The 23875-nt window shown below is 66.9% G+C and carries 25 protein-coding genes; 15 read left to right on the top strand and 10 right to left on the bottom strand.

The features are described 5' to 3' along the window. Positions 1-4 precede the first annotated feature (4 nt). Complete coding sequence (pdxH, locus tag ACK4E3_RS10030) at positions 5-706, bottom strand: pyridoxamine 5'-phosphate oxidase (protein WP_409699987.1); 702 nt, start codon at positions 704-706, stop codon at positions 5-7. A 79-nt stretch (positions 707-785) separates the two neighbouring features. On the opposite strand from pdxH, the gene ACK4E3_RS10025 reads away from it, so the two are divergent. From ACK4E3_RS10025 to ACK4E3_RS10010, 4 genes are all read left to right on the top strand, one after another. After that, a complete protein-coding gene (locus ACK4E3_RS10025; protein WP_409699984.1) occupies positions 786-1502 on the top strand; it encodes a DnaJ C-terminal domain-containing protein in 717 nt (238 codons plus the stop codon). A gap of 55 nt (positions 1503-1557) precedes the next feature. Beyond that, complete coding sequence (aroC, locus tag ACK4E3_RS10020; protein WP_409699981.1) at positions 1558-2646, top strand: chorismate synthase; 1089 nt, start codon at positions 1558-1560, stop codon at positions 2644-2646. A gap of 126 nt (positions 2647-2772) precedes the next feature. Then, on the top strand, positions 2773-3468 hold the full coding sequence (locus tag ACK4E3_RS10015) for a pirin family protein (protein WP_409699978.1): 696 nt from the start codon (positions 2773-2775) through the stop codon (positions 3466-3468). Positions 3469-3538: 70 nt separating this feature from the next. Then, on the top strand, positions 3539-3796 hold the full coding sequence (locus ACK4E3_RS10010) for a hypothetical protein (protein ID WP_409699975.1): 258 nt from the start codon (positions 3539-3541) through the stop codon (positions 3794-3796). A gap of 85 nt (positions 3797-3881) precedes the next feature. On the opposite strand, the gene queE is transcribed toward ACK4E3_RS10010, so the two are convergent. Beyond that, complete coding sequence (gene queE / locus ACK4E3_RS10005; RefSeq protein WP_409699972.1) at positions 3882-4511, bottom strand: 7-carboxy-7-deazaguanine synthase; 630 nt, start codon at positions 4509-4511, stop codon at positions 3882-3884. Next, entirely contained in the window at positions 4508-5254 is a 747-nt protein-coding gene (queC, locus tag ACK4E3_RS10000; RefSeq protein ID WP_409699969.1) for a 7-cyano-7-deazaguanine synthase QueC, read from the bottom strand. Before queC ends, queE begins: the two co-directional genes overlap by 4 nt. 52 nt (positions 5255-5306) lie before the next feature. Here queC and cutA point away from each other — a divergent pair, with 52 nt between their 5' ends. The 7 genes from cutA to ACK4E3_RS09965 all read left to right on the top strand — a co-directional run bounded on the left by cutA (position 5307) and on the right by ACK4E3_RS09965 (position 9666). After that, the gene (gene cutA / locus ACK4E3_RS09995) at positions 5307-5639 is read left to right on the top strand and encodes a divalent-cation tolerance protein CutA (protein WP_409699966.1); all 333 of its coding nucleotides are present in this window, start codon (positions 5307-5309) and stop codon (positions 5637-5639) included. 62 nt (positions 5640-5701) lie between these two features. After that, positions 5702-7306, top strand: a complete 1605-nt coding sequence (locus tag ACK4E3_RS09990) for a response regulator (protein ID WP_409699963.1) — start codon at positions 5702-5704, stop codon at positions 7304-7306. A gap of 51 nt (positions 7307-7357) precedes the next feature. Then, positions 7358-7831, top strand: coding sequence for a PaaI family thioesterase (locus ACK4E3_RS09985; RefSeq protein ID WP_409699961.1), 474 nt, complete (start codon positions 7358-7360; stop codon positions 7829-7831). Then, on the top strand, positions 7828-8283 hold the full coding sequence (locus tag ACK4E3_RS09980; protein WP_409699958.1) for a PaaI family thioesterase: 456 nt from the start codon (positions 7828-7830) through the stop codon (positions 8281-8283). Before ACK4E3_RS09985 ends, ACK4E3_RS09980 begins: the two co-directional genes overlap by 4 nt. A 54-nt stretch (positions 8284-8337) precedes the next feature. Next, entirely contained in the window at positions 8338-8724 is a 387-nt protein-coding gene (locus tag ACK4E3_RS09975) for a hypothetical protein (protein WP_409699955.1), read from the top strand. 81 nt (positions 8725-8805) lie between these two features. Beyond that, positions 8806-9150 (top strand): hypothetical protein, encoded by a 345-nt coding sequence (locus ACK4E3_RS09970; protein WP_409699952.1) that lies wholly within the window; start codon positions 8806-8808, stop codon positions 9148-9150. Positions 9151-9237: 87 nt separating this feature from the next. Next, a complete protein-coding gene (locus tag ACK4E3_RS09965; RefSeq protein WP_409699949.1) occupies positions 9238-9666 on the top strand; it encodes a hypothetical protein in 429 nt (142 codons plus the stop codon). An 80-nt stretch (positions 9667-9746) separates the two neighbouring features. Here the strand turns inward: ACK4E3_RS09965 and ACK4E3_RS09960 are convergent, their stop codons facing one another. The 3 genes from ACK4E3_RS09960 to cysS form a co-directional block, all read right to left on the bottom strand. Beyond that, a complete protein-coding gene (locus ACK4E3_RS09960; protein WP_409699946.1) occupies positions 9747-10265 on the bottom strand; it encodes an SH3 domain-containing protein in 519 nt (172 codons plus the stop codon). 128 nt (positions 10266-10393) lie between these two features. Beyond that, entirely contained in the window at positions 10394-12070 is a 1677-nt protein-coding gene (locus ACK4E3_RS09955) for a lysine--tRNA ligase (protein ID WP_409699943.1), read from the bottom strand. A gap of 48 nt (positions 12071-12118) precedes the next feature. Continuing rightward, positions 12119-13519 carry a cysteine--tRNA ligase gene (gene cysS / locus ACK4E3_RS09950; protein ID WP_409699940.1) on the bottom strand — a complete coding sequence of 467 codons (1401 nt, stop codon included), beginning with the start codon at positions 13517-13519 and terminating at the stop codon, positions 12119-12121. Between the two features lie 160 nt (positions 13520-13679). Between cysS and folE the strand changes: the two genes are divergently transcribed. Then, positions 13680-14285 carry a GTP cyclohydrolase I FolE gene (folE, locus tag ACK4E3_RS09945; RefSeq protein ID WP_409699937.1) on the top strand — a complete coding sequence of 202 codons (606 nt, stop codon included), beginning with the start codon at positions 13680-13682 and terminating at the stop codon, positions 14283-14285. A gap of 168 nt (positions 14286-14453) precedes the next feature. After that, complete coding sequence (locus ACK4E3_RS09940) at positions 14454-14891, top strand: biopolymer transporter ExbD (protein ID WP_409699934.1); 438 nt, start codon at positions 14454-14456, stop codon at positions 14889-14891. Positions 14892-14980: 89 nt separating this feature from the next. Here the strand turns inward: ACK4E3_RS09940 and ACK4E3_RS09935 are convergent, their stop codons facing one another. Together ACK4E3_RS09935 and ACK4E3_RS09930 are read right to left on the bottom strand one after the other, a co-directional pair. Next, positions 14981-16714 carry an alkaline phosphatase D family protein gene (locus ACK4E3_RS09935; protein ID WP_409699931.1) on the bottom strand — a complete coding sequence of 578 codons (1734 nt, stop codon included), beginning with the start codon at positions 16712-16714 and terminating at the stop codon, positions 14981-14983. A 55-nt stretch (positions 16715-16769) separates the two neighbouring features. Further along, positions 16770-19334, bottom strand: a complete 2565-nt coding sequence (locus ACK4E3_RS09930) for a TonB-dependent receptor (RefSeq protein WP_409699929.1) — start codon at positions 19332-19334, stop codon at positions 16770-16772. 143 nt (positions 19335-19477) lie between these two features. On the opposite strand from ACK4E3_RS09930, the gene ACK4E3_RS09925 reads away from it, so the two are divergent. After that, positions 19478-20500 carry an RluA family pseudouridine synthase gene (locus ACK4E3_RS09925; RefSeq protein WP_409699926.1) on the top strand — a complete coding sequence of 341 codons (1023 nt, stop codon included), beginning with the start codon at positions 19478-19480 and terminating at the stop codon, positions 20498-20500. Here ACK4E3_RS09925 and ACK4E3_RS09920 read toward each other — a convergent pair. After that, positions 20497-22143, bottom strand: a complete 1647-nt coding sequence (locus tag ACK4E3_RS09920) for an AbgT family transporter (protein ID WP_409699923.1) — start codon at positions 22141-22143, stop codon at positions 20497-20499. The genes ACK4E3_RS09925 and ACK4E3_RS09920 overlap by 4 nt on opposite strands. A 322-nt stretch (positions 22144-22465) precedes the next feature. Between ACK4E3_RS09920 and rpoH the strand changes: the two genes are divergently transcribed. Continuing rightward, the gene (gene rpoH / locus ACK4E3_RS09915) at positions 22466-23350 is read left to right on the top strand and encodes an RNA polymerase sigma factor RpoH (protein ID WP_409699920.1); all 885 of its coding nucleotides are present in this window, start codon (positions 22466-22468) and stop codon (positions 23348-23350) included. A 118-nt stretch (positions 23351-23468) separates the two neighbouring features. Here rpoH and rpmB read toward each other — a convergent pair whose 3' ends face one another. After that, the gene (rpmB, locus tag ACK4E3_RS09910; protein ID WP_409699917.1) at positions 23469-23753 is read right to left on the bottom strand and encodes a 50S ribosomal protein L28; all 285 of its coding nucleotides are present in this window, start codon (positions 23751-23753) and stop codon (positions 23469-23471) included. Between the last annotated feature and the right edge of the window lie 122 nt (positions 23754-23875).

Below are 23875 nucleotides of genomic sequence, written 5' to 3'. Positions count from 1 at the left end.
CCCCTCAGGGGTAGAGCAGCCCCCGCGCCCAGCCCCCGCCCGCGCCCTCGCCCTCGCTGGCGCGCGTGAACTGCAACCGGTCATGCAGGCGGAAGGGCCGGTCGCGCCAGAATTCGATCTGCAAGGGCACGAGGCGCCAGCCGCTCCAGTGATCGGGTCGCGGGACCTCGGTTCCCTCAAAGCGGCGGGTCTGATCGGCCAGGCGTGCTTCCAGCACCGCGCGATCCTCCAGCGGGCGCGACTGGTCCGAGGCCCAGGCCCCGATGCGGCTCTCGCGGGCACGGGTGGCGAAATAGGCATCGGCCTCGGTATCGCTGACCGGCTCCAGCATGCCGCGCACCCTCACCTGACGGCGCAGCGATTTCCAGTGGAACACCAGGGCCGCGCGCGGTGCCGTGGCGATCTGGCGGCCCTTGGCGCTGGCCAGGTTGGAATAGAAGGTGAAACCGCGCGCATCCAGATCCTTGAGCAGCACCATGCGCGCATCGGGCAGGCCCGCCTCGTCGACCGTGGCCAGCGTCATGGCGTTGGGATCGTTGGGCTCTGCCCGGCCCGCCTCCTTCAGCCAGCGGGCGAACAGGGCGAAGGGATCGCCGGTGTCGTAGAAGGCTTCGTCCGCATTGGCCTCATGGGCCTCGGCATAGGCACGCGCATAAGCCTCGCGCGAGGGCGACGGCGGGATCAGGTCTGAGGGCGGCTGGCTCATGGTGCTGATGATATAGCGCGCTGCGCCGCCGTGGCCACGGTTAACCCGGCCTTGACCATATGCCCATGATGGTGCGGCCATGACCGCCACCTGCAGCCTCAGCGAAGCGCGTGCCCTGCTCGGCCTCACCGGTCCGGCGGACCCCGAGACCTGCAAGGCGGCCTTCCGCACCGCCATCAAGGCCGCGCGCCCCGATGCTCCGGGCGGTGATCCCGACCGGTTCCGCCAGATCATCAGCGCCTGGCACATGATCCGCAGCCTCGAGCCCGCGCCCCTCGCCCTGCCCGCGCCGCGCCGCGTGCCCCGGCCCGTGGCGGTGGTGTCGCTGAGCGTGAGAGAGGCCCTCTCGGGCACCACGCGGCGGGTGCGCCTTGGCAAGGGACGCATCGTGGACGTGCGCATCCCCGCAGGCGTGCGCGCGGGCGATCACATTCGTCTGGCCGCTGCCGGGGACGGAGGTGCTGACATCTTCCTGCCCGTGCTGATCCGCAGCGAGGGCGACATGGCGGTGCAGGGCGCGGACCTCTACATGGATTGGCCCGTCGATGCGCGCGTGCTGCGCCACGGCGGGCGCGTCAGCGTGGCGACTCATGCCGGGGAGCACAGCCTCTGGATCACCGCCGATCAGCAAAGCCGCCTGATGCGCATCAAGGGTCTCGGCCTGCCCGCACGCGGCAGGCGCGCCGCCGGTCATCTGTTCGTTCGCCTGATCGAGACCGAGAGCTGTCCCAGCGCCAGCGCCGACCTGCTCCACCGCTTCCGCAGCGTCTGGACGCGGCCTGCCGAGGCGGCCTAAGTCATTTCGACAGCGGCGGCACCCGCCATCGCACACCCAGCCAGACCGCCATCCGATGTCACACAACACCTTCGGTCATCTCTTTCGCGTGACGACATGGGGCGAGAGCCACGGCCCGGCCATCGGCTGTGTCATCGACGGCTGCCCGCCGGGCATGGCGCTGGACGAGGCCGACCTTCAGCACTGGCTGGACCAGCGCAGGCCGGGCACCTCGCGTTTCGTCACCCAGCGGCGCGAGCCGGACCGCGCCGAGATCCTGTCCGGCACCCATGATGCGGGCGCAGGCCCCGTCACCACGGGCGCACCCGTCAGCATCATGATCCGCAACGAGGATGCGCGATCCCGGGACTATGACGAGATCGCGCGCCAGTATCGCCCCGGCCACGCCGACTACAGCTGGCAGGCAAAGTACGGCGTGCGCGACCCGCGCGGCGGGGGGCGCTCATCGGCGCGCGAGACGGCGCTGCGCGTGGCCGCCGGGGCCGTGGCCCGCAAGGTGCTGGGCGAGGGCGTGCGCTTCTCCTGCGGCCTGGTGCAACTGGGCGAGCACGTCATCGCGCCGGACCGGATCGACTGGAGCGCAGCGGCGCGCAATCCCCTGTTCGCGCTCAGCGATGCGGCGGCCGAGCCATGGCAGGCCTATCTCGATGGCGTGCGCAAGGACGGATCGTCGGTCGGTGCGGTGGTGGCGCTGCGTGTGCAGGGCGTACCGCCGGGCTGGGGCGCGCCCGTCTATGGCAAGCTCGATGCCGAGCTGGCCGCGGCCATGATGTCGATCAATGCGGCCAAGGGTGTCGAGATCGGGGCAGGCTTTGGTGCTGCGGCCCTGCGCGGTGAGGACAATGCCGACGAAATGGTCCCCGGAGAGGGCGGCCGCCCGCGCTTTCTGTCAAACCACGCCGGGGGCATCCTCGGCGGGGTTTCGAGCGGTCAGGACATCACCTTGCGCGTGGCGTTCAAGCCCACGTCCTCCATCCTGATCGCACGCCGCAGCGTGGACGTTGACAACAACGCGATCGAGGTGCGCACGCGCGGGCGTCACGACCCCTGCGTCGCCATCCGGGCCGTGCCCGTGGTCGAGGCCATGGCCGCCTGCACCCTCGCCGATGCCATGTTGCGCCACCGCGCCCAGACGGGACGCTAGGTGTCACTCTTGCGATAGGGATTGCGGGAGGCCGACCCCCTTTTCGTCACAGCATTGGTTACTATATAGTCGCCCACGTCCATGACAGGGCCGTGCGCGGCCCGCACCTACAGGGGAGATGCAGCAATGATCGACGTTCGTCCCTTCGACAGCCTCGGCGGCGCGGATCACGGCTGGCTCAAGGCCCGCCATCACTTCTCGTTCGCCAACTACTACGACCCCAACCGCATGAGCTGGGGCCGCCTGCGCGTGTGGAACGACGACGAAATCGCCGCCAAGTCCGGCTTTCCGCCCCACCCCCACGCCGACATGGAAATCATCACCTATGTCCGCAAAGGCGCCATCACCCATCAGGACAGCATGGGCAACCAGGGCCGCACGGGCGCGGGCGACGTTCAGGTCATGAGCGCGGGCACGGGCGTGCGCCACGCCGAATACAATCTCGAGACCGAGACCACGACCCTGTTCCAGATCTGGATCGAGACCGACCGGCCCGGTGCCAGACCGAGCTGGGGTGCGCGCCCCTTCCCCAAGTCCGACCGTTCGGGCCGTTTTCAGGTGCTGGCCAGCGGCATGGAGGGCGACGATGCCCTGCATATCAACGCCGATGCCCGCGTGCTCGGCGCGACGCTGAAAGCGGGCGAGAGCCTGGACTACAGCCTCGGCGAGGGGCGCCGCGCCTATCTGGTGCCTGCCGAGGGTCAGATCGAGGTGAATGGTGTCGCGCTGAACGCCCGCGACGGCGCGGCGATCAAGGACGAGCCCGCCTTGAGCATCCGCGCGCTCAAGGATGCCGAGCTGGTGATGGTCGACAGCCGCTGAAGGCTGCCCATATCCCGTTAAGGCTGTTGGCCCTAGGATGCAGGCCTCATCGCACCAGAGGCCTGCATCCATGCGCCGCCCCATCCGCCTTTCGACCGCCCGTCTTCTGACCCCGCTTGCCCTGATGGGCATTGCGCTGGGCACCTCCGGCTGCCTTGTGGCCGCGGCCACGGGCGTGGTGGTCGGCACCACCGCCGCCGTCGCCGTCACCGGCGTCAAGGCCACCGGCGCGGTGGTGGGCGCGGGCATCGATGCCGTCACCACCTCGGACGAGGAAGAAGCGCGCAGGCGCGAGCGTGAACAGCGCCGCCAGTCGCGCCGCGACTGACAGGGCTCGCCTGCGCACAAAAATCTCTCTGGCCCGCGGTCGTCGGGCGAAGCCCTCCCGACCCGACGCGGGCCGCGTAACAGCCTCAGCGCACACCGATGTACTTGTGGGTCTGGACGCTGATGCGCCATTTCGGATGGCTGAGGCAGTAGTCCACGCAGGCCGCCGTATTGGCCTCGCGCTCAGGCCCGTCCATGGGCTGCAGCCAGAAGCGCTCGAAGTCGAGACCCTCGAAACGCTCGGGCATGGCCAGGGCCTGCGGATAGACCAGCTTCAGCTCATGGCCGCGGGTCTGAACGAGCGGAGCGTCGGCCTTGGGACTGACGCAGATCCAGTCCAGCCCCTCGGGCGCGGCGATGGTGCCATTGGTCTCGACCGCGATCTCGAAACCTTCTTCATGCAGCGCCGCGATCAGGGGCTGATCGACCTGGAGAAGGGGCTCTCCGCCCGTCAGCACAGCCAGCCGCTCGCCCGCGCCGCGCCACAGGCCCGCAGCCCTGCGCGCCAGATCATCGGCCGTGGTGAAGCGCCCGCCCCCGTCGCCGTCCATGCCCACGAAATCGGTATCGCAGAACTGGCAGACGGCGCGCGCGCGGTCCTGTTCGCGCCCACTCCACAGATTGCAGCCTGCAAAGCGGATGAACACCGCAGCCCGCCCCGCCTGTCCGCCCTCGCCCTGCACGGTCAGGAACATTTCCTTGACGCTGTAGCTCACAGTCCGGCCTCCCGGTGGCCCTGCGCGCGCAGCTCGCACGCCGGACAGGTGCCGCAGCCATAGCCCCAGGCGTGGCGCACGCCCCGCTCGCCGCGATAGCAGGTGTGGCTGTGCTCGACGATCAGCTCGACCAGGGCCTCGCCGCCCAGCGCCTGCGCCAGATGCCATGTGCCCGCCTTGGTCAGGTGCATCAGCGGCGTCTCGATGCGAAGATCATGGCCCAGCCCCAGTGAGATGGCGCGCCCCAACGCAGCCAGGGTCTCGGCCCGGCAGTCGGGATAGCCGGCGTGATCGGTCTCGCACATGCCGCCTATCATGGCCTGCGCCCCGATCCGGTCGGCGATGGCTGCCGCCACGGTCAGGAACACCAGATTGCGCGCGGGCACGAAGGTGGTGGGCAGGCCCCGCTCGCCCAGGCTGATCTCCTGATCGGAGGTCAGGGCGCTGTCGGCAATGGCACCATAGCCGCGCAGGTCAACCATGTGATCGGTGCCAAGCCTGCCCGCATCCTTGCCCAGCACATGGGGCAGGCGTGCGCGAACGGCCTCCCGCGCCTCAAGCTCGACGGCATGACGCTGGCCGTAGTCGAAGCCGACCGTCTCCACCTCCCCATAGCGGCGCAGGGCCCAGGCAAGACAGGTCGCAGAATCCTGTCCGCCCGAAAACAGCACGAGTGCCCGCCCGCCGGACTGTTCAGCCGGGGCCTGTGCGAGAGTATGGGTCAGGGGTTGAAAATCGCTCATGACTGACCTGCGGTCGGCAGGGCTGCCGCGCGCATCAAGGGAGAGAATGCTCATGCAAGATGAGGTCGTGCTTCTTTACACCACATGGCCCGAGGCGGAAACCGCGCGCCGCTTCGCCGGTCATGCGGTGTCACAGGGTCTTTGCGCCTGCGCCAATCTGATGGCGGCGCATGAGGCGATCTATCGCTGGGAGGACGAAATCGAGCACGCGAGCGAGCACGTGATGATCCTCAAGACCACCCGCGCGGCCAGCGGCGCTCTGATCGAGGCGATGAAGGCGGCCCACCCCCATGAGGAGCCCGCGCTCGTGGGTCTGCGCGCCGATGCGACCGCCAGCTCGGCGGGCTTTCTGGCATGGGTTCGCGAGCAAAGCCCCGGCATTTAACGGTTCGGCAAAGGCTTTTCGGTATCGGATAGGTCCCGAACAGTTTTGCAGGGCGCGTGCCTATGCCCACGATCGAGTCGCTGACCCACCATGACAGCCCCGTGTCACTGACGTGCACGGGAGCCACCGTGCTCGAACGCTTCGAGCGCGAGCCGGACACGCTTGTTCTCGCCGTGGTGGACGATCATGCACCCAAAGGCCTGATCGAACGCGACCCGTTCCTGCTTCGCATCGCCCAGGAAGGACACCGGTGTCTTTCCCTGCCAGCGCGGGATCTGATGGATCCCGAGCCCGTCATCGTCGAGGGCTCCACCAAGGTCGAGGCCCTGTGCGCCGCCACCCTGACCGGGCGGCCGAGCGATCTGGTTCGCGGCTTCATCGTCACGCGCGAGGGCCGCTACAGCGGCACGGGCACCGTGCTGAGCCTCATGCAGGCCATCCACAATCTGCGTGGACGCGCCAGCGCCGAAACCGCCGCTCCAGCGACTGCGAGCGCCGCCGACATCGCCCATCAGCGCGCGGTGATGCTCTCGGCCTTCTGCAACGAGCTTCGCACCCCCATGAACGGCATTCTGGCCGTGGCCGAGCTGCTCAAGCGCCAGCCGCTCAATGCCGATGCCCATGCCTATGTGCAGACCGTCATCGATTCCTCGGAGTCCCTGCTCGGAGTGATGCAGGGCGCGCTCGATCTCACCCGCGCCGAGGCCGGAGAACTGGCCCTGGCTCCCGCACCCACGCCGCTGCGCGATCTGATGGACAGGCTGCAAGACACCTGGGCCGCGCGCGCCGCCCAGGACGAGGTGCGCCTGATGGTCGGCTATGAGGGCGACACCGAACTGGCCGCCCTGATCGACGCCGAGCGCCTGCATCAGGTCATGAGCAATCTGGTCGGGCACAGCCTGCGCTTTGCGCGCAAGGATGTGGTCGAGGCCAGCATGACCGCCCGAGCCGAGGGCACCGATGTCGTCATCGAGGGCATGGTCCGGGAGAATGCCAGCCAGGCCGATCCGGCCCTGCTGCCCGGCCTGTTCACACCTTTCAACGAGCGTCGCGGCGACAATGCCAGCGGGCTCGACCTCGCCATCAGCCAGCAGCTGATGCGCCTGATGGGCGGCGAGATCACTGCCGAGGCCAATGCAGGCCGTGGCGTGACCTTCTCGTTCCGGCTGCGCGCACCCAGAGCGTGGCTGGAGAGCGGCGACAGCTCCAACATCTCGCAGCTCTCGGACCTGCAATTCCGGGGGCAGGCCCACATCCTGATCGTGGATGACAATGCCACCAACCGCGTGGTCGCCCAGGCCCTGTGCGAGATGTTCGGCTGCACCTCCGAGACGGCCGAGGACGGCGCAGAGGCGCTGGAAGCGGCCATGGCGCGCCGTTTCGACCTGATCCTGATGGACATCAAGATGCCGCGCATGGACGGCGTTCAGGCCACCCAGGCCATTCGCGCGATCAATGGTCCGGCAGGCGAGACGCCGATCATCGCGCTGACCGCCAATGCCGATGCCGAGGACGCGCGCCGCTATCTGGCCGCAGGTATGCAGGCGGTGGTCGAAAAGCCGATCAAGCCCGAGCGTCTGCGCCAGGCCATGAATGCGGCCCTCAGCAGTGATGCCCAGACGGCACCCGAGCGCTCTCACGCCTCCTCGGTCCGTGCCAGCGCCTGAAGTGCGCCATCGCGGTTGCTCATGACAGGCAGCGGACGCTAGATTCCGGCCATGACGCTGGCCTCGATCGAATCCCTGCTGCCCCAGCTGGCCTGCCTGCCACCACACACCCACGCCCTTGGCCTCCGCTTCGGAGGGCTGGAGCCCGATGGTGCCGTGGTGCTCACCGCACCCTATCGCGAAGACCTGATCGGCGATCCCGACACGCGTGTTCTGGCATCGGGGCTGGTCTCGGCCCTGCTCGATCATGCCGGCGGGCTGGCGGTGTGGGCGGCGCTGAAGGCATTTCAGCCCATCGCCACGGTCGACCTGCGCGTCGACTATATGCGCGGCTCCAAGCCGGGGCTCGACATCCATGCGCGGGCGCGATGCTTTCATCTGACCCGGCGCATCGCCTTCGTGCGGGCCTGGGCCTATGACGAGAGCCCCGATGAGCCCATTGCGGCAGCCCAAGGCGCCTATACCCTCACGCCGCGCAGGCCGGGCAGGCACGCCCCCCCGCAAACCGAAGGCGATCAGCGGTGAGCGACAACTCCGCCGCCCCGCCCCCGCCGCCGCCGCCGCTCAGCGACGAGGCCATCGCCCGCATTCCCTATGCACGCTTTCTGGGTCTGCGCCTGCACAGCCATGAGGACGGCCAGCCCCCCGTTCTGGTCATGCCCTTCAGTGCGCACCTGATCGGCAATCCCATGCTTCCGGCCCTGCACGGGGGCACCAGCGCGGCCTTCATGGAACTGACTGCCTTCATCACCCTCGCCTTGCAGGAGCCGCGAGCGCACCTGCCCAGGCCCATCAATGTGACCATCGCCTATCTGCGCTCGGGCCGGGCGCTGGATACCTTTGCAAGGGCGCGCACCAGCAAGGTGGGCAAACGCATCGCACACGTCGAAGTTGAAGCCTGGCAGCGCGATGAGGCCGAACCCATCGCCCGGCTGCAGGCCCATTTCATGCTGGCCGAGACCACAAATACCACTTAGGGTTGATTTTCGTTTGCCCGCCTGCGAGCCTGCTCTCACATCAAGGGAGGCTCCATGATTCGCTCCGGCCACTTGCGCGAAAGCGCCGATCTCGTCAGCACCCGTCTTCATGACGCGGAAGAAGCCATCGACATGGCCCTGGCCCGCACCGCCGCCTTCGGTGCCGAGCTGCCCGGTGCGCGCCTGCGCGCCCGCCTGTCCGCGACAACGGGAGAAGCCAGTTTCCGGGCCGTGGCCGACGCCATCAGCGCCCTCACGGACGCGCGCGAGAAGCTGGCCTCGGTCCATCGCCAGCTCGCCGCCATCGCCCGCATGAAGGGCCTGCCCGGCCATGCCGTAGGTCCGTTCGACAAGCCCGAGGAGGACGGTCCCGTTCGCGGTGGCGGCATCACGGAATCGGCATGCGAAGCCAAAGCCTCGCTTTTACAGCGCGTTACATAGTAAACACTGTGTTAAAAAACCGCTGTTCAGAAGTGTCGCCGCGTGTTAATACCTTCTTAACTTTCAGTGGAGGGTACACACATGGACAAAGACCAAGTCGTTCTCGGCCTCGGCCAGACCCTGACCGCCACCGAGCAATCGGTCGATGCGGCCATCGCCCAGGCCGCCGAGATGGTTCAGACGATGATCTCGGCTCGCACCGAGCTGAGCGTCTCGCCGGTGGTCGGCGCCGAGGCCCAGGCCAAGATGATGCAGGCCATCGCCGCTCTGGGCGAAGCCCGCATGGCCGTGGTGGCCGCGCACCAGGAAATGGCCAAGGCGCATCGCAAGATGGGCTGGGGCACCTACGCAGTCGGTCCGCTGGACAAGGGCGACGACTGGACCCGTCCGATCGAGGGCGCCCGCCCCGACCTGCGCGTCGCTTAATTCGCCGTAACTCATCTCAAGGTCGGTATCGGACACAACCGACTCGACCGATAATCGCCCTCAGCTCTGCAGCTGGGGGCGATTTTCATGTTTGATACTTTATATTCGCAGATCGGCGGTGTGTTCGCCGTTGCCGTCCTCATCTTCGCGCTCTGGAAGGGCGACGAGCCTGAGCGCGCCGGTGCCATAGCCTATGCGGTGGCGTGGATCGCGGCCATGCTGCTGCAGTCCGGCGGGGGCTATTATGCGATCCAGCCGGCCATCTTCGCCATAGATGTGATCATGCTGGGGGTGTTCGTCTGGATTTCCTACAAGGCCAAGCGGGCCTGGTCGGTCTGGGCCACCGCCTTTCAGCTCATCGCCGTGCTCGGCCATATCGTGCTCTGGCTCGACATGAGGCCCCCCGCCAACACATACTGGACCGTGCTGGTGATCGCCAGCTACGGGACACTGGTCGCGCTGGCCATCGGCACCTTCTGGGCCTGGCAGGAGCGGCGCGCCGCCGGTCTCGAATAGCGCCCCTTCAAGTAGCCTTCCCGCACAGCAAAAAGGGGCCGGGCGAACCCGACCCCCTGGTTCTATTGCTGGCAACGCGATCAGTAGGCGCGGGCAGCATAGGAGCCGCTGACCCAACCGCCGTTCGACAGGCGGATCCAGCCGTTTTCAAAGCCCACGGCTTCGAACTGCTGACCGGCGCGAAGGGTGCCGATCTGGCCATAGCGGGTCGAGGGACCGGAGCGCACGCGCAGGTTCGACTGGGCCACATAGATGTTGGCGTTGTGATAGCCGTTGTAATAGCCCGAGTTATAGCTGCCCTGACGGTTGATCTGCTGCTGGCAGCCGATGTAGGAGCCCGCAGCCGCACCGGCGGCGGCACCACCCACGGCACCAAGCGTGCGCTCGTTGCGTGAAATCTGGCTGCCGAGCAGCCCGCCCACCACGGCACCGATGGCGGCACCGGCTTGCTGACGGCCACCTTCAGCCGGGCAGTTGAACACGCCCGGACGCTGCTGGGTCTGGCCGTAGTACTGGGCCGAAGCGACGGCAGGCACGCTGAGAGCACCGGCGATCGTGGCGGCCATGACGGCCTTGGAAATGGTCTTCATCTTCGACATGTCGCTCTCCTTGCTACTTCGCTTGTCGATGATGCGACTATGGCAAGGTGAGCCTGAAGCCAGGCCGAAGGTGCCCATCAGCTAGCGTTCATCTAGATTAAATCTGACAAGCAACTGATTTACAATGACTATTTATCGGCAAGGCGCCCTTCTGCACCGTCCTCGATCAGAGTGATGGTGCGCGAAAGGCCGTAAATGGCGGCAAAGGAGCCGAAGCGCGGCCCCTGGCTCTGGCCCAGCAGAACCTCGTAGAGCGCCGCGAACCAGGCCCGCAGGGGCTCGAAGCCATGGGCCTTGCCCACCGCATAGACCTCGTTCTGGATCAGCTCGCCATCGCGTGTGTCGGCGGGCAGGGCCTTGAGGCGCTCGGCCAGATCCATCAGGGCGGCCTTCTCGTGCGGCTCGGGCAGGCGGAACGCCTTGGAGGGACGCACGAAGTCCTCGTAGTAGTTCAGCGCATAGCCCATCAGGCGATCGAGCATGGGCTCGCTCTGCGGCGTCGCCTCGGGCAGATAGCGGGCGAAATAGGCCCACAGGGCCGCCTTGTCGGTGGCATTGGCCACACCCACCAGATTGAGCAGCAGGGCAAAGCTCACCGGGCTGGTTGCGGCGGGCGGCTGACCGGCATGAATGTGCCAGACCGGGTTGTCGATCTGATTGAGCGGCGCCTGACCGGGGAAGTTGGCGATCGACTGCAGATAGTCGTCCGTGGCGCGCGGGATGACGTCGAAGTGCAGCTTCTTGGCCGATTTGGGCGACTGGAACATGTAGTAACTGAGCGACTCCGGCGCGCCGTAACGCAGCCATTCCTCCATGCTGAGGCCATTGCCCCGTGACTTGGATATCTTCTGGCCGTGCTCGTCGAGGAACATCTCGTAGTTGAAGCCCTCGGGCGGCACGCCGCCCAGCGCCCTGCACACCTTGCTCGAGACCTTGACCGAGTCGATCAGGTCCTTGCCGCTCATCTCGTAATCGACCCCGAGGGCGGTCCAGCGCATGGCCCAGTCCGGCTTCCACTGCAGCTTGACGTGACCGCCCGTCACCGGAACCTCGGCGCGGCTGCCGTCCTCATCCTCGAACACGATGGTGCCGCGGGCCAGATCGCGCTCCAGCGTCGGCACCTGAAGGACGCGCCCGGTGCTGGGGCTGACGGGCAGGAACGGCGAATAGGTCGCGCGCCGCTCGGGGCCGAGAGTGGGCAGCATGATCGCCTGCACGGCCTCGAAGCGCTCCAGCATCAGCAGCAGCGTCTCGTCAAAGCGCCCCGAGCGATAGCACTCGGTCGCGCTCAGAAACTCGTAATCGAAGCCGAAGCCGTCGAGGAAGGCGCGCAGGCGGGCATTGTTGTGGGCCCCAAAGCTGTCGTGGGTGCCGAACGGATCGCGCACGCGCGTCAGCGGCAGGCCCAGATCCTCGGTCAGCATCTGCGGATTGGGCACGCCGTCGGGCACCTTGCGAAGGCCGTCCATGTCATCTGAGAACGCGATCAGGCGCGTGGGCCAGTGATCCCCCGTCAGGGCGCGAAAGGCATTGCGCACCATGGTCGTGCGCGCCACCTCGCCAAAGGTGCCCATGTGCGGCAGACCCGACGGGCCATAGCCGGTCTCGAGGATCACGGGCGCGCCCAGGGCCTCGAAGCGCGCCAGCGCCTCATCGGTCCTGCCTGCGGCGATCAGGCTCTCGGCCTCCCTGCGCTCGGCAGCGTCGGCCAGGCGGCGTTTCAGCACATGGACCAGCAGGTTGCGCGCTTGCTCGAACGGCCAGGAGCGGGCCTCGCGGGACAGGGCTTCAAGGTTCTTCAGCATGGGCGGCATTAGGGACGCCGTGGCAGGCGGGTCAATGGCAGAAGCGCATCAATCGCGGATGCGCCATGTGGTGCCCTGCGGTCCGTCCATGACCTCGATGTTCATGGAGGTCAGCTCGTCGCGGATGCGGTCGGCCTCGGCGAAGTCGCGGGCCAGCTTGGCCTGCTTGCGCGCTGCGATCAGGGCTTCGACCTGCTCGGCCAGCGCCTCATCGGCCCCGCCCCGGAACCAGGTCTCGGGATCATCTTGCAACAGCCCCAGAAGCTCGCCCGCAGCGCACAGGCTGGCGCGCGCCACCCCTGCCCTCGCCTGATCGCCGGCATTGAGCGCCCGCTCCAGCTCCGAGGCCATGGCAAACAGCCCTGCCATGGCGCCAGGGGTGTTCAGATCGTCGCGCGCAGCCTCCAGCACCGGCGCCAGAAGGGCCGGATCGGCCTCGCCGCCCATGCCTGCGCTGCGCCTCAAGGCCCCGTAGAGGCGGTCGAGCGCGCTTTTCGACTGGGTGATCAGGCCGGCACTCCAGTCGAGCGGCTGGCGGTAGTGAGCCGACAGCAGCGCCCATCGCACCACCTCGCCGGGCACCTGCGCCACCAGATCGTGCAGCAGCAGCACATTGCCGACCGACTTGGACATCTTGTCCTGCTCGATGGTCAGAAAGCCGTTGTGCATCCAGTAGCGCGCATAGGCATCAGGCGCGCTGTGGCCGTGGGCGCAGACGCCCTGGGCGATCTCGTTCTCGTGGTGCGGAAACACCAGATCGATGCCCCCGCCGTGGATGTCGATGGGCAGGCCGAGATTTTCCTCGATCATGGCCGAGCACTCGATGTGCCAGCCGGGCCTGCCCTCTCCCCACGGCGATGGCCACGACGGCTCGTGGGCCTTTGAGGGCTTCCACAGCACGAAGTCGTGGGGATTCTTCTTGTAGGGGGCGACCTCGACGCGCGCGCCCGCGATCATGTCGTCGAGATTGCGCCGCGATAACCTGCCGTAGTTTTCATAGGCCGAGACATCGAAAAGCACATGGCCCTCGGCCGCATAGGCGCAGCCCTGCTCCATGATCGCCCCGATCTGGGCAATGATGGCGTCCATGTGATCGGTGACGTGCGGGGCAAGCGTGGGTGCCAGCACGCCGAGCTTGCCCATGTCCTCCAGATAGGCCGCCTCATAGCGCGCGGTGATCCGGCCGATGGGCACGCCTTCGCTGGCGGCCCTGGCGTTGATCTTGTCGTCCACGTCCGTGATGTTGCGCGCATAGATCACGGCACCCTCGCCAAACGTGTGGCGCAGCAGGCGGTAAAGCACGTCGAACACCACCGCCGGGCGCGCATTGCCGATGTGGGCGAAGTCGTAAACCGTCGGCCCGCACACATACATCGTCACCCGCTTCGGATCGCGCGGAACGAAGTCGCGCTTCTCGCGCGCCAGGGTGTCGTAAAGACGCAGGACCATGGATTTACGCCGGGACTTTCTTGCAGGAGAGGGGGACCATCCCATATAGCCAAGCAGCGGTCGTGAAAACACATGACCGGCAAGGGAGAGCGGCGCGCGTCCTTCCGGGGCCTTCGTCCCGGCGCTACTTCGTCGCTGATTACCAGATATGGATTTGCAGGTGTCCCAGAGCCCCGCCTTCAACCCTGGGGACGAGAAACGCCGTCCGACGCGCGAAGAAGCCCTCGAGGCCGTGCGCACCCTGATCGCCTGGACGGGAGACGACCCCGGCCGCGAGGGCCTGATCGACACGCCCCGGCGCGTGGTCGATGCCTATGCCGACTGGTTCCAGGGCTACAGCGCCGATCCCGCCAGAGAGCTGTCGCGTACCTTCGAGGACGTGCAGGGCTATGACGACATGGTCATGCTGCGCGACATCGAGGTCGAGAGCCACTGCGAGCACCACATGGCGCCCTTCCTCGGCAAGGCCTATGTCGCCTACGTCCCGACCGAAAAGGTGGTGGGCATCTCCAAGATCGCGCGGGTCGTGGAGATCTTCTCCAAGCGCCTTCAGACCCAGGAAACCCTGACCCAGCAGATTGCCCAGGCCATCGAGGACCACCTGTCGCCTGCGGGTGTGGCCGTGCTGATCGATGCCGAGCACCAGTGCATGACCACCCGCGGGGTGCATCATCGCCATGTTTCGACCATCACCACCCGCTTTACTGGCGCCTTCCGCGACGACGCCAGCTTGCAGGATCGCTTTCTGAAGCTGGCCGGTCGCTGAAGTCTCGCGCGCCGAGGCCCGCCAAGCTTCGCCTGATGGGGGTAATCGCGGGCCATAGGCGCTTTGGTGGCCTATGGCGCTTTACAATGGCGCCGCTGCACGCCAAGAGACTTTCGAACCCCACTTCCGCCTGCCGCGTGCTGGCAGGCCCGACGGAGACGAACTAGCATGGGTGCCAAACTCTCGGGACCGAGCGGTCAGAACGGCAAGACGATCGACCAGAACTCGGACATCAACGTCACGCCTTTCGTTGACGTGATGCTGGTGCTGCTGATCATCTTCATGGTCGCCGCGCCTCTCGCCACCGTGTCGATCCGCCTCGACCTGCCGCCGGCCACGCCGCCCGCACCGGGCGAAGATCCGCCCGAGCCGGTCTATGTCTCGATCCAGGAAGGCGGCGCGCTGTTCCTCGGCGACGTGGAAACCACTCTCGACACCCTGCCCGCTGACCTCGCCGCCCAGATCGGTGGCAGCAACCCGACCGAGGAGCGCGTGTTCATGCGCGCCCAGGCCGAGGTGCGCTACGAGCAGTTCATGGAAGTCATGAACCGCCTGCAGGAGAACGGCTACTACAAGGTCGGCCTCCTGAACGAAGACATCGAGTAGGATTTCATTCCGCTCCAGACGATCAAGGCCCGCCGGTGCGAACCGGCGGGCCTTTTTCATGGCGCGTCTTGATGGCGGGAGCGGCCGGGTCAGATCTGGCGCAGCGGCCCCACGCCGCCCGCCACGGCCTCGGCGCGATAGCTGCGGATCACAGTGGTCTGGAAGCGCGGCTCGGTGATGGTCGACACGCCAACCAGCTCGCCCGTCACAGCCTCGGGCGTCAGGGTCAGCTTAAGAAAGCCGCGCGGGCCGAAGTCGACATATTCGACCTCTTCGTTCTGGGCGGCGATGACCTGCCCGATCTCGAAGCCGGGCAGCATGGCCGAGGCCGAGGGGCTGGGGCTGGAGATGGCGGTGGTGCCGAACTCGATGCCGAGCTTTTCGCCCGCCTCGTCCGACAGGGTGTTGACCCAGAAGCTGTGGCTGTCGCCCGCCAGCACCACCGGGCGCGCACCTGCGCGGCGCAGGGCACCATAGAGCCGCTCGCGCTCGGCCGGGTAGCCGTCCCATGAATCGAGATTGACCGGCAGGCCCAGATCGTACTGCTCGACCATCTGTTGCAGGCGCGGGCGCGTGGCGTCATCGACGCTGGCCAGGGCCATGTTGATCATGTCATCGCCCAGCACCCGGCGCAGGTTCGGCGCGCGCACCCGCGCGGTAACGACCTGATTGCCCAGCACCTGCCAGACGCAGCCGTGCGCGACGGCGGCGCGTGTGCTGGCCTCGATCCAGCCGATCTGGCTTTCGCCCAGAAGCTGGCGGGACGGATCCTGGCGCAGGCGCTCGAAGGCCTCGACATCGGCCACGCGGCGGCCCGAGGCATCCTCGCTCCAGTTCAGATCGCGGCCATAGGAAAGCTGGCGTGTGCGCGCCAGCAGGCGCGTCTCAACCATGTGCAGGCTGGCCACCTGACCAAAACGGAAATCGCGCATGGTCGCCGCCGACAGGCCCACGCCCGTGCCCGGATCGCGGATGGGCATCCACTCGTAATAGGCACGCAGGGCCGTGGCCTTGCGCGTGGCCCAGTCGCCCTCCAGCTCGGGTTGGTGGTTCTGGGCGCCCTCGACCCACGGATCATTGGTGATCTCGTGATCGTCATAGACCACGATCCAGGGCGCGCGCGCATGGGCGGCCTGAAGCTGGGGGTCGGCCTTGTACTGGGCATGGCGCTGGCGATAGTCGCCCAGCGTCACGATCTCGTGGGCGGGCTCGGGCACGCGGCCCAGCGCCAGGCCATTGCGCATCCCGTAGTCGCCAGCTGCCGCGCCATACTCATAGATGTAGTCGCCCAGGTGCAGCACGGCATCGACCCGGTCCAGATCGGCGATGGCCTGATAGGCGTTGAAGTAGCCGTTGGGATGCAGCGAGCACGAGGCGACCGCCCACACGACCGGATCGCGCGAATCGTGCGGCGGCAGGGTGCGCGTGCGCCCCACCGGCGAGACCTCTCCGGCCTCGCTGACGAAACGGTAGTGATACCAGCGCCCCGGCTGGAGGCCCTCGGCCACGACCTTGACCGTGTGATCGCGCTCGTGTGTGGCCAGATAGTCGCCCGAGGCTGCAAGGCGGGCAAAATCGGCACTCTCGCTGACTTCCCAGCGCAGGCGCACGGGCTGAAGATGCGCGCCGTCGGGCGGCGTGATCCGCGTCCACAGCAGCACCGAGTCGGCATAGGGATCGCCGCTGGCCACGCCGTGCACAAAGCGCGCAGGCGCTGTGTCGGCATGAGCGCCGAACGCACCACCCGCCACACCACTGCCAGCGAGGCTCGCGAGAGCCTGGCGACGGTTCAGACCACGTCTGGCGGGGTGCGGTCGGGTCATGCGTGTCTCCTCGGTGGCTCGGCCAGTGCGCTTACCAGTGCGCTTACCAGTGCGCTTAGTAGCGCACGGTGATCTGTGCGCCCAGCATACGCGGGGCCCCGGCGATGAAGGTCGGCAGGCCCAGGGCATCGCCGGTATTGCCCGCATCCTTCAGATAGGTCTCGTCGGTGAGGTTCTCGCCGTAAACCTCCAGCATCCAGTTGCCATTGGCCGGGCGGAAGCCGAGGCGCAGGTTGAGCAGGCCAAAGCCGTCCTGCACCTCGTCCTGGATATTGTCCGCCACCAGCGCCAGCGGCGGCTGTTGCAGGTCGGGGCGGTCGTTGTTGTCGTCGAAGAAGATGCGCGACTGCCAGGTGTAGGTCGGACGGATGCTCAGCTCGCCGCCGCCCAGATTCACGCGCCAGTTGGCCCCGATGGAGGCCGAATGATCGGGCGAGAGGCGGAAGCGGTTGCCCTCAAACAGGCCCGAGCCAAAGCGCGCACGGTTGAAGCCGTAGGTCGCAAACAGGTCGAGGCCCGGTGCCGCCGCCAGGAACGCCTGAGTCTCGAAACCATAGGCCGTCGCCTCGCCCGCATTGGTGGTCACGAACAAGGTGCCCTGCTGCACCGTCGTCTGGAAGTTGCTGTAGTCGTAATAGAAGGCCGAGGCGTCAAAGCGCAGCACGCCGCCCATCAGGCGCACCGCCTTGTAGCCGACCTCGATGCTGTCCACGGTCTCGGCCTCGACGATGCCGAAGCGCGGCAGGCCGCCGGGCGCGGACGGCGACCCCACCGACAGCACCTCGGGCCTGCGCCCGCGGGCGTAGGTTGCGAACACGCTGGCATCGGGGCTGAGCGCATAGCGGGCGGTCAGGCGCCAGGTGAAGCCCTCGTCGCTGCTGTCCTGCGAGAAGGCAGCACCACCGGCGGTCGGCTGGAAGGTCAGCCCGAACTGCGGGATCGGGTACATCATCGACTGGGGAATGAAGGCCGCATTGGGCACTGCCAGAGCCCCGAGAATGGCGTTGGCCTGGGCGATCCCGGCCGCCGAGCCGTCCGCCGCCAGTCCCGAGGCGCCGATCACGCCGCCCAGCACGCTGCGCTGGGCACCGATCAGGCTGGAGGAAAAGGCCGTGGTGCGCTCGTCGCGGGTGTAGCGAAGGCCAAGGCCCAGCTCCAGCCGGTCGGTCAGGTCGAAACTGACATCGGCAAAGATGTCGATGGCGCGCAGGTCCGAGGCATTGGTGGCCGTCTCGGCATGGTTGGCTCGCAGGTTGGCGGCGATGGCCTGAGCCTGAGGGGCCGTCAGCAGGACATTGCCGTTGGAGCTGGCAAAGACCAGCCCTTGCAGCAGGGCACCGGTGAAGGCCGTATTGGCGAACAGCGCCGCGGGGGCCGGATGATTGGCCGGCAGGCCCGTGCCCGCCGCGCCGCCGTGCAGCTGGCCGGTGATCTGGGCCAGAGCCATGCGCTCGTCGAACTGCGCCGGAGTGCGCTGATAGCCGTCTTCCTCGAAATAGCCCACGCCCGCGAACCAGCGCACACGCCCGCCATTGTCGAAGTTGATGCGCAGCTCCTGGCTGAACTGGTCGCCGAAGGCATCTTCCGAGAAGGTCAGGATCGGCAGCGACAGGCCGTCGCCATCGACGATCTCGAGCGAGCGGAAGCGGCGCACGGCGGTGATGGACGACAGGGTCAGGGCATTGCTGATGTTGTAGTCGAACAGGGCGCTGACGCCCTGCACCGTGCGGTCAAGACCAAGACGTCCGCCATCGACGAAGCCCGCACCCGCCGAGAGCGCCGCAGCCGTCCAGGGCATGGTATCGCCCAGAACCGCGCCCGTGGCGGGATTGGTCGGCAGATAGTTCATCGACTTGAACGAGGTGCCGGTGGGACGGTCGGTCTGATAGTTGAAGATCAGGTCCAGATTGGCCCGGTCGCTGGGCGCGATCCGCAGCGAGATGCGCGCGGCGGCGGTATTGATGCTGTTGAAGTCGCGCTCGCCCGGCAGCAGGCTCTCGATGTAGCCGTCACGCTCGCGCACGCGGAAGGCGGCGCGAAGGGCGATGTTTTCGGTGATCGGCAGATTGGCCATGCTCTCCAGCAGGAAGCTGCCGTAGTCGCCCGCCCCCACGCTGGCGCGGCCCTCGGCCACGAACAGGTTGGGCTTGGCCTGGATGATGTTGGCCGCCCCGATCAGGGCGCCACGACCGAACAGGGTCGACTGGGGCCCGCGCGCCACCTCGATGCGCTCCAGATCGAACAGCTCGACATAGGAGCCGCGCGACTTGGAGATGGACACGCCGTCCTGAAACACCGACACGCGCGGCTCGACAAAGGCCTGACCGGAATCGGAAGTGATGCCGCGCATCACGAAGCCGGGATTGTTCGGCGACTGATCCTGCACCAGAAAGCCCGGCACGAAGGCCGAAAGCTCGGCAAAGTCCTGAATGCCAAGCTCGTCGAGGAACTCGCCCGAATAGGCCGTCACGACGGCTGGCACGTCCACGATGGACTGCTCGCGCTTCTGCAAGGTGATGAGCAGCTCATCGACGGTCGTCGGGCCGTCCTGTGCCGAGGCGGCAGCGGGCATGGCGATGACGGGAAGGGCGATGACGAGCGCCAGGGCCGCCGTGGCCATGAGTGTCGATCTGCCAGATTGGATGAGCGCGTGCGAGCGAGCCATGTATAGTCCCCCTGCCCGCTGGATGCGGGCTCCATGAGATCACCGATAAGTCCGGGTCGTGTCGTTCCCACGACGCCAGCGTGACGGAGACATGAAGCGTGACAGGCGACGAAACATCGGATTTTATTGACGATTTCGTGACTTTTGATCCGATTGCAGAGGGCGTTTCCACTCCCTTCACCCTGCCGCCCGAGGCCGCTTCGCAAAGGCTGGACAAGGCGGTGGCCGAGGCTGTGCCCCAGCTGTCGCGCGCGCGGGTTCAGGCCCTGATCGCGGCGGGCGCGCTGACACTGAACGGTCAGGTGATCACGGGCGGCAGCACCAAGGCCCAGCCGGGCGACTATGTGCTGGTGATCCCCGCGCCCGAGCCCGCCGAGCCGCAGGCCGAGGCCATCGCGCTCGATGTGCTGTTCGAGGACGGCGACCTGATCGTCATCAACAAGCCCGCGGGCATGGCCGCCCATCCTGCGCCCGGCACGGCGTCAGGCACCCTGGTCAATGCGCTGCTGCATCACTGTCGCGGCTCGCTGTCGGGCATAGGCGGGGTGCTGCGGCCAGGGATCGTGCACCGTCTCGACAAGGACACCTCCGGCGTGATGGTCGCCGCCAAGAGCGATGCCGCCCACGCAGGACTCACGGCCCTGTTTTCGCGGCACGACATCTCGCGCCGCTATGTGGCCCTGACGCGGGGGGCGCCGCGCGCCTTTGCCGGGCGCATCGAGACCCTGATCGCGCGCGCCCATCACGACCGCAAGAAGATGGCCGTGGTCAGGAGCGGCGGACGGCCCGCCATCACCGACTATGAGACCCTCGCCATTTGCGGGCCGGAGGAAAAGCCGCTGGCCGCGCGGGTTCGCTGCACCCTGCACACCGGGCGCACACACCAGATTCGCGTGCACATGGCCGCCCTGGGCGCGCCCTGCCTGGGCGATCCGGTCTATGGCTCGGGTAGCCCGGCACTGCGCGTGCGCGAGGCGATCAGCGAGGCAGGCCTGACGCGCCAGGCCCTGCACGCCGAGCATCTGGGCTTCGTTCACCCGATCACCGGCAAAAGGCTACGCTTCACCGTGCCCATGCCGGACGACATGCAGGCCCTCGCCGAGGCGCTGGAGCTGGTCTAGCCGCCGGGCGTGTAGAAGGTCGGCGTGCCCGGCCCGACCGGCAGGCCCAGCCCGAACACCCACAGGAAGAAGAACGCCGTCCAGAGCACTATGAAGAACATCGTGTAGGGCAGCATCATCGCGATCATGGTGCCGATGCCCAGATTCTTGTCGTAGCGCGTCGCCCACGCCAGGATCAGACCGAAATAGCTCATCATCGGCGTGATGATGTTGGTGGTGGAATCACCGATCCGGTAGGCGGTCTGGATCACCTCGGGCGAATAGCCGATCAGCATCAGCATGGGCACGAAGATCGGCGCGGTCACCGCCCACTGGGCCGAGGCCGAACCCAGCATCAGGTTCACGAAGCAGCACATCAGGATGAACAGGATGAACAGCGCCGGGCCCGTCATGCCCGTGTCCTGAAGGAACTGCGCCCCCGCGATTGCCGTGATCGCGCCGATGTTGGACCAGTTGAAGAAGGCAACGAACTGGGCCGCAAAGAACACCAGCACGATGTAGAGGCCCAGCGTCGAAATGGCCGAGGCCATGGAATCGATCACGTCGCGGTCGTTCCTCATGGTACCCACGGTGCGCCCGTAGGCGATGCCCAGCACCACGAAGAACAGCAGGATCCAGGTGACGAAGCCGGTGAAGAACGGCGAGCGGATCTGATCGCCCGTCTCCGGGTCACGAAGGATGCCCCACTCGGGCAGGATGGTCAGGGCCATCAGGGCAAAGACGCCCAGCATCGCCAGACCTGCCATGCGCAGGCCCTTGCGCTCGATGGGCTCCAGCGGCTTCATGCTGTTGTCGTCCAGCACGGCCGGGTCAGCGCGGCTGCTGTCGTAGGGGCCGAGCTTGGGCTCGACGATATAGATGGTGATCAGCGAGCCGACGATGGTGATCAGAAATGTGCTGGCCGCCATGAAGAAATAGCTGGCGGTGGGATCGACCGTATAGCTCGGGTCGATCAGGCGCGCGGCCTCCTCGGTAATGCCTGCCAGCAGCGGATCGATGGTGCCGATCAGAAGGTTGGCCGAATAGCCGCCCGACACGCCCGCGAACGCCGCGGCCATGCCCGCCAGCGGATGTCGGCCCAGCGAATAGAAGACCGCCCCAGCCAGCGGGATCAGCACAACATAGCCGATCTCGGACGCCGTGTTGGACACCACGCCCGCAAAGACGATGGCAAAGGTCACCACATGACGCGGCGCCGACAGCACGATGGCGCGCACGCCTGCCGACAGCAGGCCCGAGCGCTCGGCCACGCCCACGCCCAGCATGGCGACCAGCACCACACCCAGCGGGGCGAAGCTGGTGAAGTTGCCGGTCAGTCCGGTGAAGATGCGCCTGATGCCATCGCCGGTCAGCAGGCTCACGGCCTCGATCACGCCATCGGCGTCGCGCCCGGCGGCGCCCACGGGGCGCGGGTCTTCGACCGCCACCCCCAGCCAGGCGAACAGGGCGGAAAGAAAGATCATGCCGACCGCCAGAATGGCGAACAGCGTCACCGGGTGCGGCAGCAGATTGCCCAGCCACTCCACCCCGTCGAGAAAGCGCGTGAAGGCATTGCGCCGGGCCGGTCCGCCCGGCTGGGGGCCGGAGGCAGGGGCCGAGTTCCTGGGCGAATTCGGGGCCGAGTCCGGGGGCGTCTGCGTCATGCGCGATGAACCATCACAGCTTCAGGGGAAATGTTTCACCACGTTTCAAGAGAATGAAGCCGCAAAAGTCCAGCCTAAACGGCGTTTGCGACGCCCGCGCCAGTCCGTCTTGAAAGAGAACGCACTGGCTGCTAGGGTGTGGCCGTAACCGGGATTGATGCAAAAAAGTCTCGATTGCGCCCGATTTGGAGACCTGCCCCCTGACGGGGCGCGAAACCAATATCTATGTGTCTGGTTGAGGGGTGTGAGGCCTGGTGCAGATGATCTGGCCGGGCCGCGAAAGACCCGCTCATCATCGAGAAGGACAAGGGGTCCAAAGACCATGACAATCAAGAGCCTGGCCGTCATGTCGCCTGAACAGGGGCTGTCGCGCTATCTGTCCGAAATCCGCAAGTTCCCGATGCTCAGCAAGGACGAGGAATATATGCTCGCCAAGCGCTGGACCGAGCATCAGGACACCGAAAGCGCGCACAAGCTGGTGACCAGCCATCTGCGTCTCGTGGCCAAGATCGCCATGGGCTATCGCGGCTATGGCCTGCCCATCGGTGAAGTGATTTCGGAAGGCAACGTCGGCCTGATGCAGGCCGTGAAGAAATTCGACCCTGATCGGGGCTTCCGCCTGGCCACCTACGCCATGTGGTGGATTCGCGCCTCCATCCAGGAATACATCCTGCGCTCGTGGTCACTTGTGAAGATGGGCACCACCGCCGCCCAGAAGAAGCTGTTCTTCAACCTGCGCAAGGCCAAGTCCGAGATCAGCGCGCTGGAGGACGGCGACCTGCGCCCCGAGCATGTCGAGGCCATCGCCACGCGCCTGGGCGTCAGCGAGGACGACGTGGTGGCGATGAACCGGCGCCTTTCGGGCGACGCCTCGCTCAACTCGCCCCTGCGCTCGGACTCTGAAAGCGAATGGCAGGACTGGCTCGCCGACGACAGTCAGGTCAGCCAGGAAACCGCGCTGGCCGAATCCGAAGAGCGCGACATCCGCATGAGCCTTCTGCAAGAGGCCATGCACGAGCTGACCGACCGCGAGCGTCACATCCTGACCGAGCGCCGCCTGAAGGATGATCCCGTCACTCTGGAAGAGCTGGCCGGCCACTATGGCGTCAGCCGCGAGCGCGTGCGCCAGATCGAGGTGCGCGCCTTTGAAAAGCTGCAGAAGGCCATGCGCGCTGCTGCCGAGGACCGCAACCTCGAACCGGCCTGAGTATCGGCTCAGCCCCCGCAAATCGCATAAGCAAAAAGGACGGGCGGTGAAGACCGGCCCGTCCTTTTTCGTATCACGTCAGCGGCGCAAGGCCTCCCGGCGCAGGGCCGCCGGGCGGTCAGTCGGCCAGCTTGGCCTTGATCTGGCGCTTGATGCGCTGGGCGCGCAGCGAGAGCTTCTCGTCGCGGGCCTTGAGCAGATAGGCGTCGAGGCCGCCCTTGTAGTCGAGGGTGCGCAGCGCCGCGTTGGAGATGCGCAGGCGGAACGACTGACCGAGGGCTTCGGACTGCAGGCCCACGGCCTTCAGCGACGGCAGGAAGCGGCGCTTGGTCTTGATGTTCGAGTGGCTGACACTGTGGCCGACCATCGGGCCGATCCCGGTAAGTTCGCAACGGCGCGACATGACTTGGTTTCCTGATCGTCGGGCGACTGATACGGGACCGGCGGGCGGGCCTGTTTCAGGGCGCCAGGCAAAAAAGCTGCGAGGCAAAAAGGGTTCGCACGGGAAAGCCCCCCGCGCGGGAG

The sequence above is a fragment of the Brevundimonas sp. genome, assembly GCF_046299595.1.
GTDB lineage: Bacteria > Pseudomonadota > Alphaproteobacteria > Caulobacterales > Caulobacteraceae > Brevundimonas.
The sequence above is the reverse complement of the archived record's forward strand: the minus strand, read 5'-3'. Positions and strand labels throughout refer to the sequence as shown.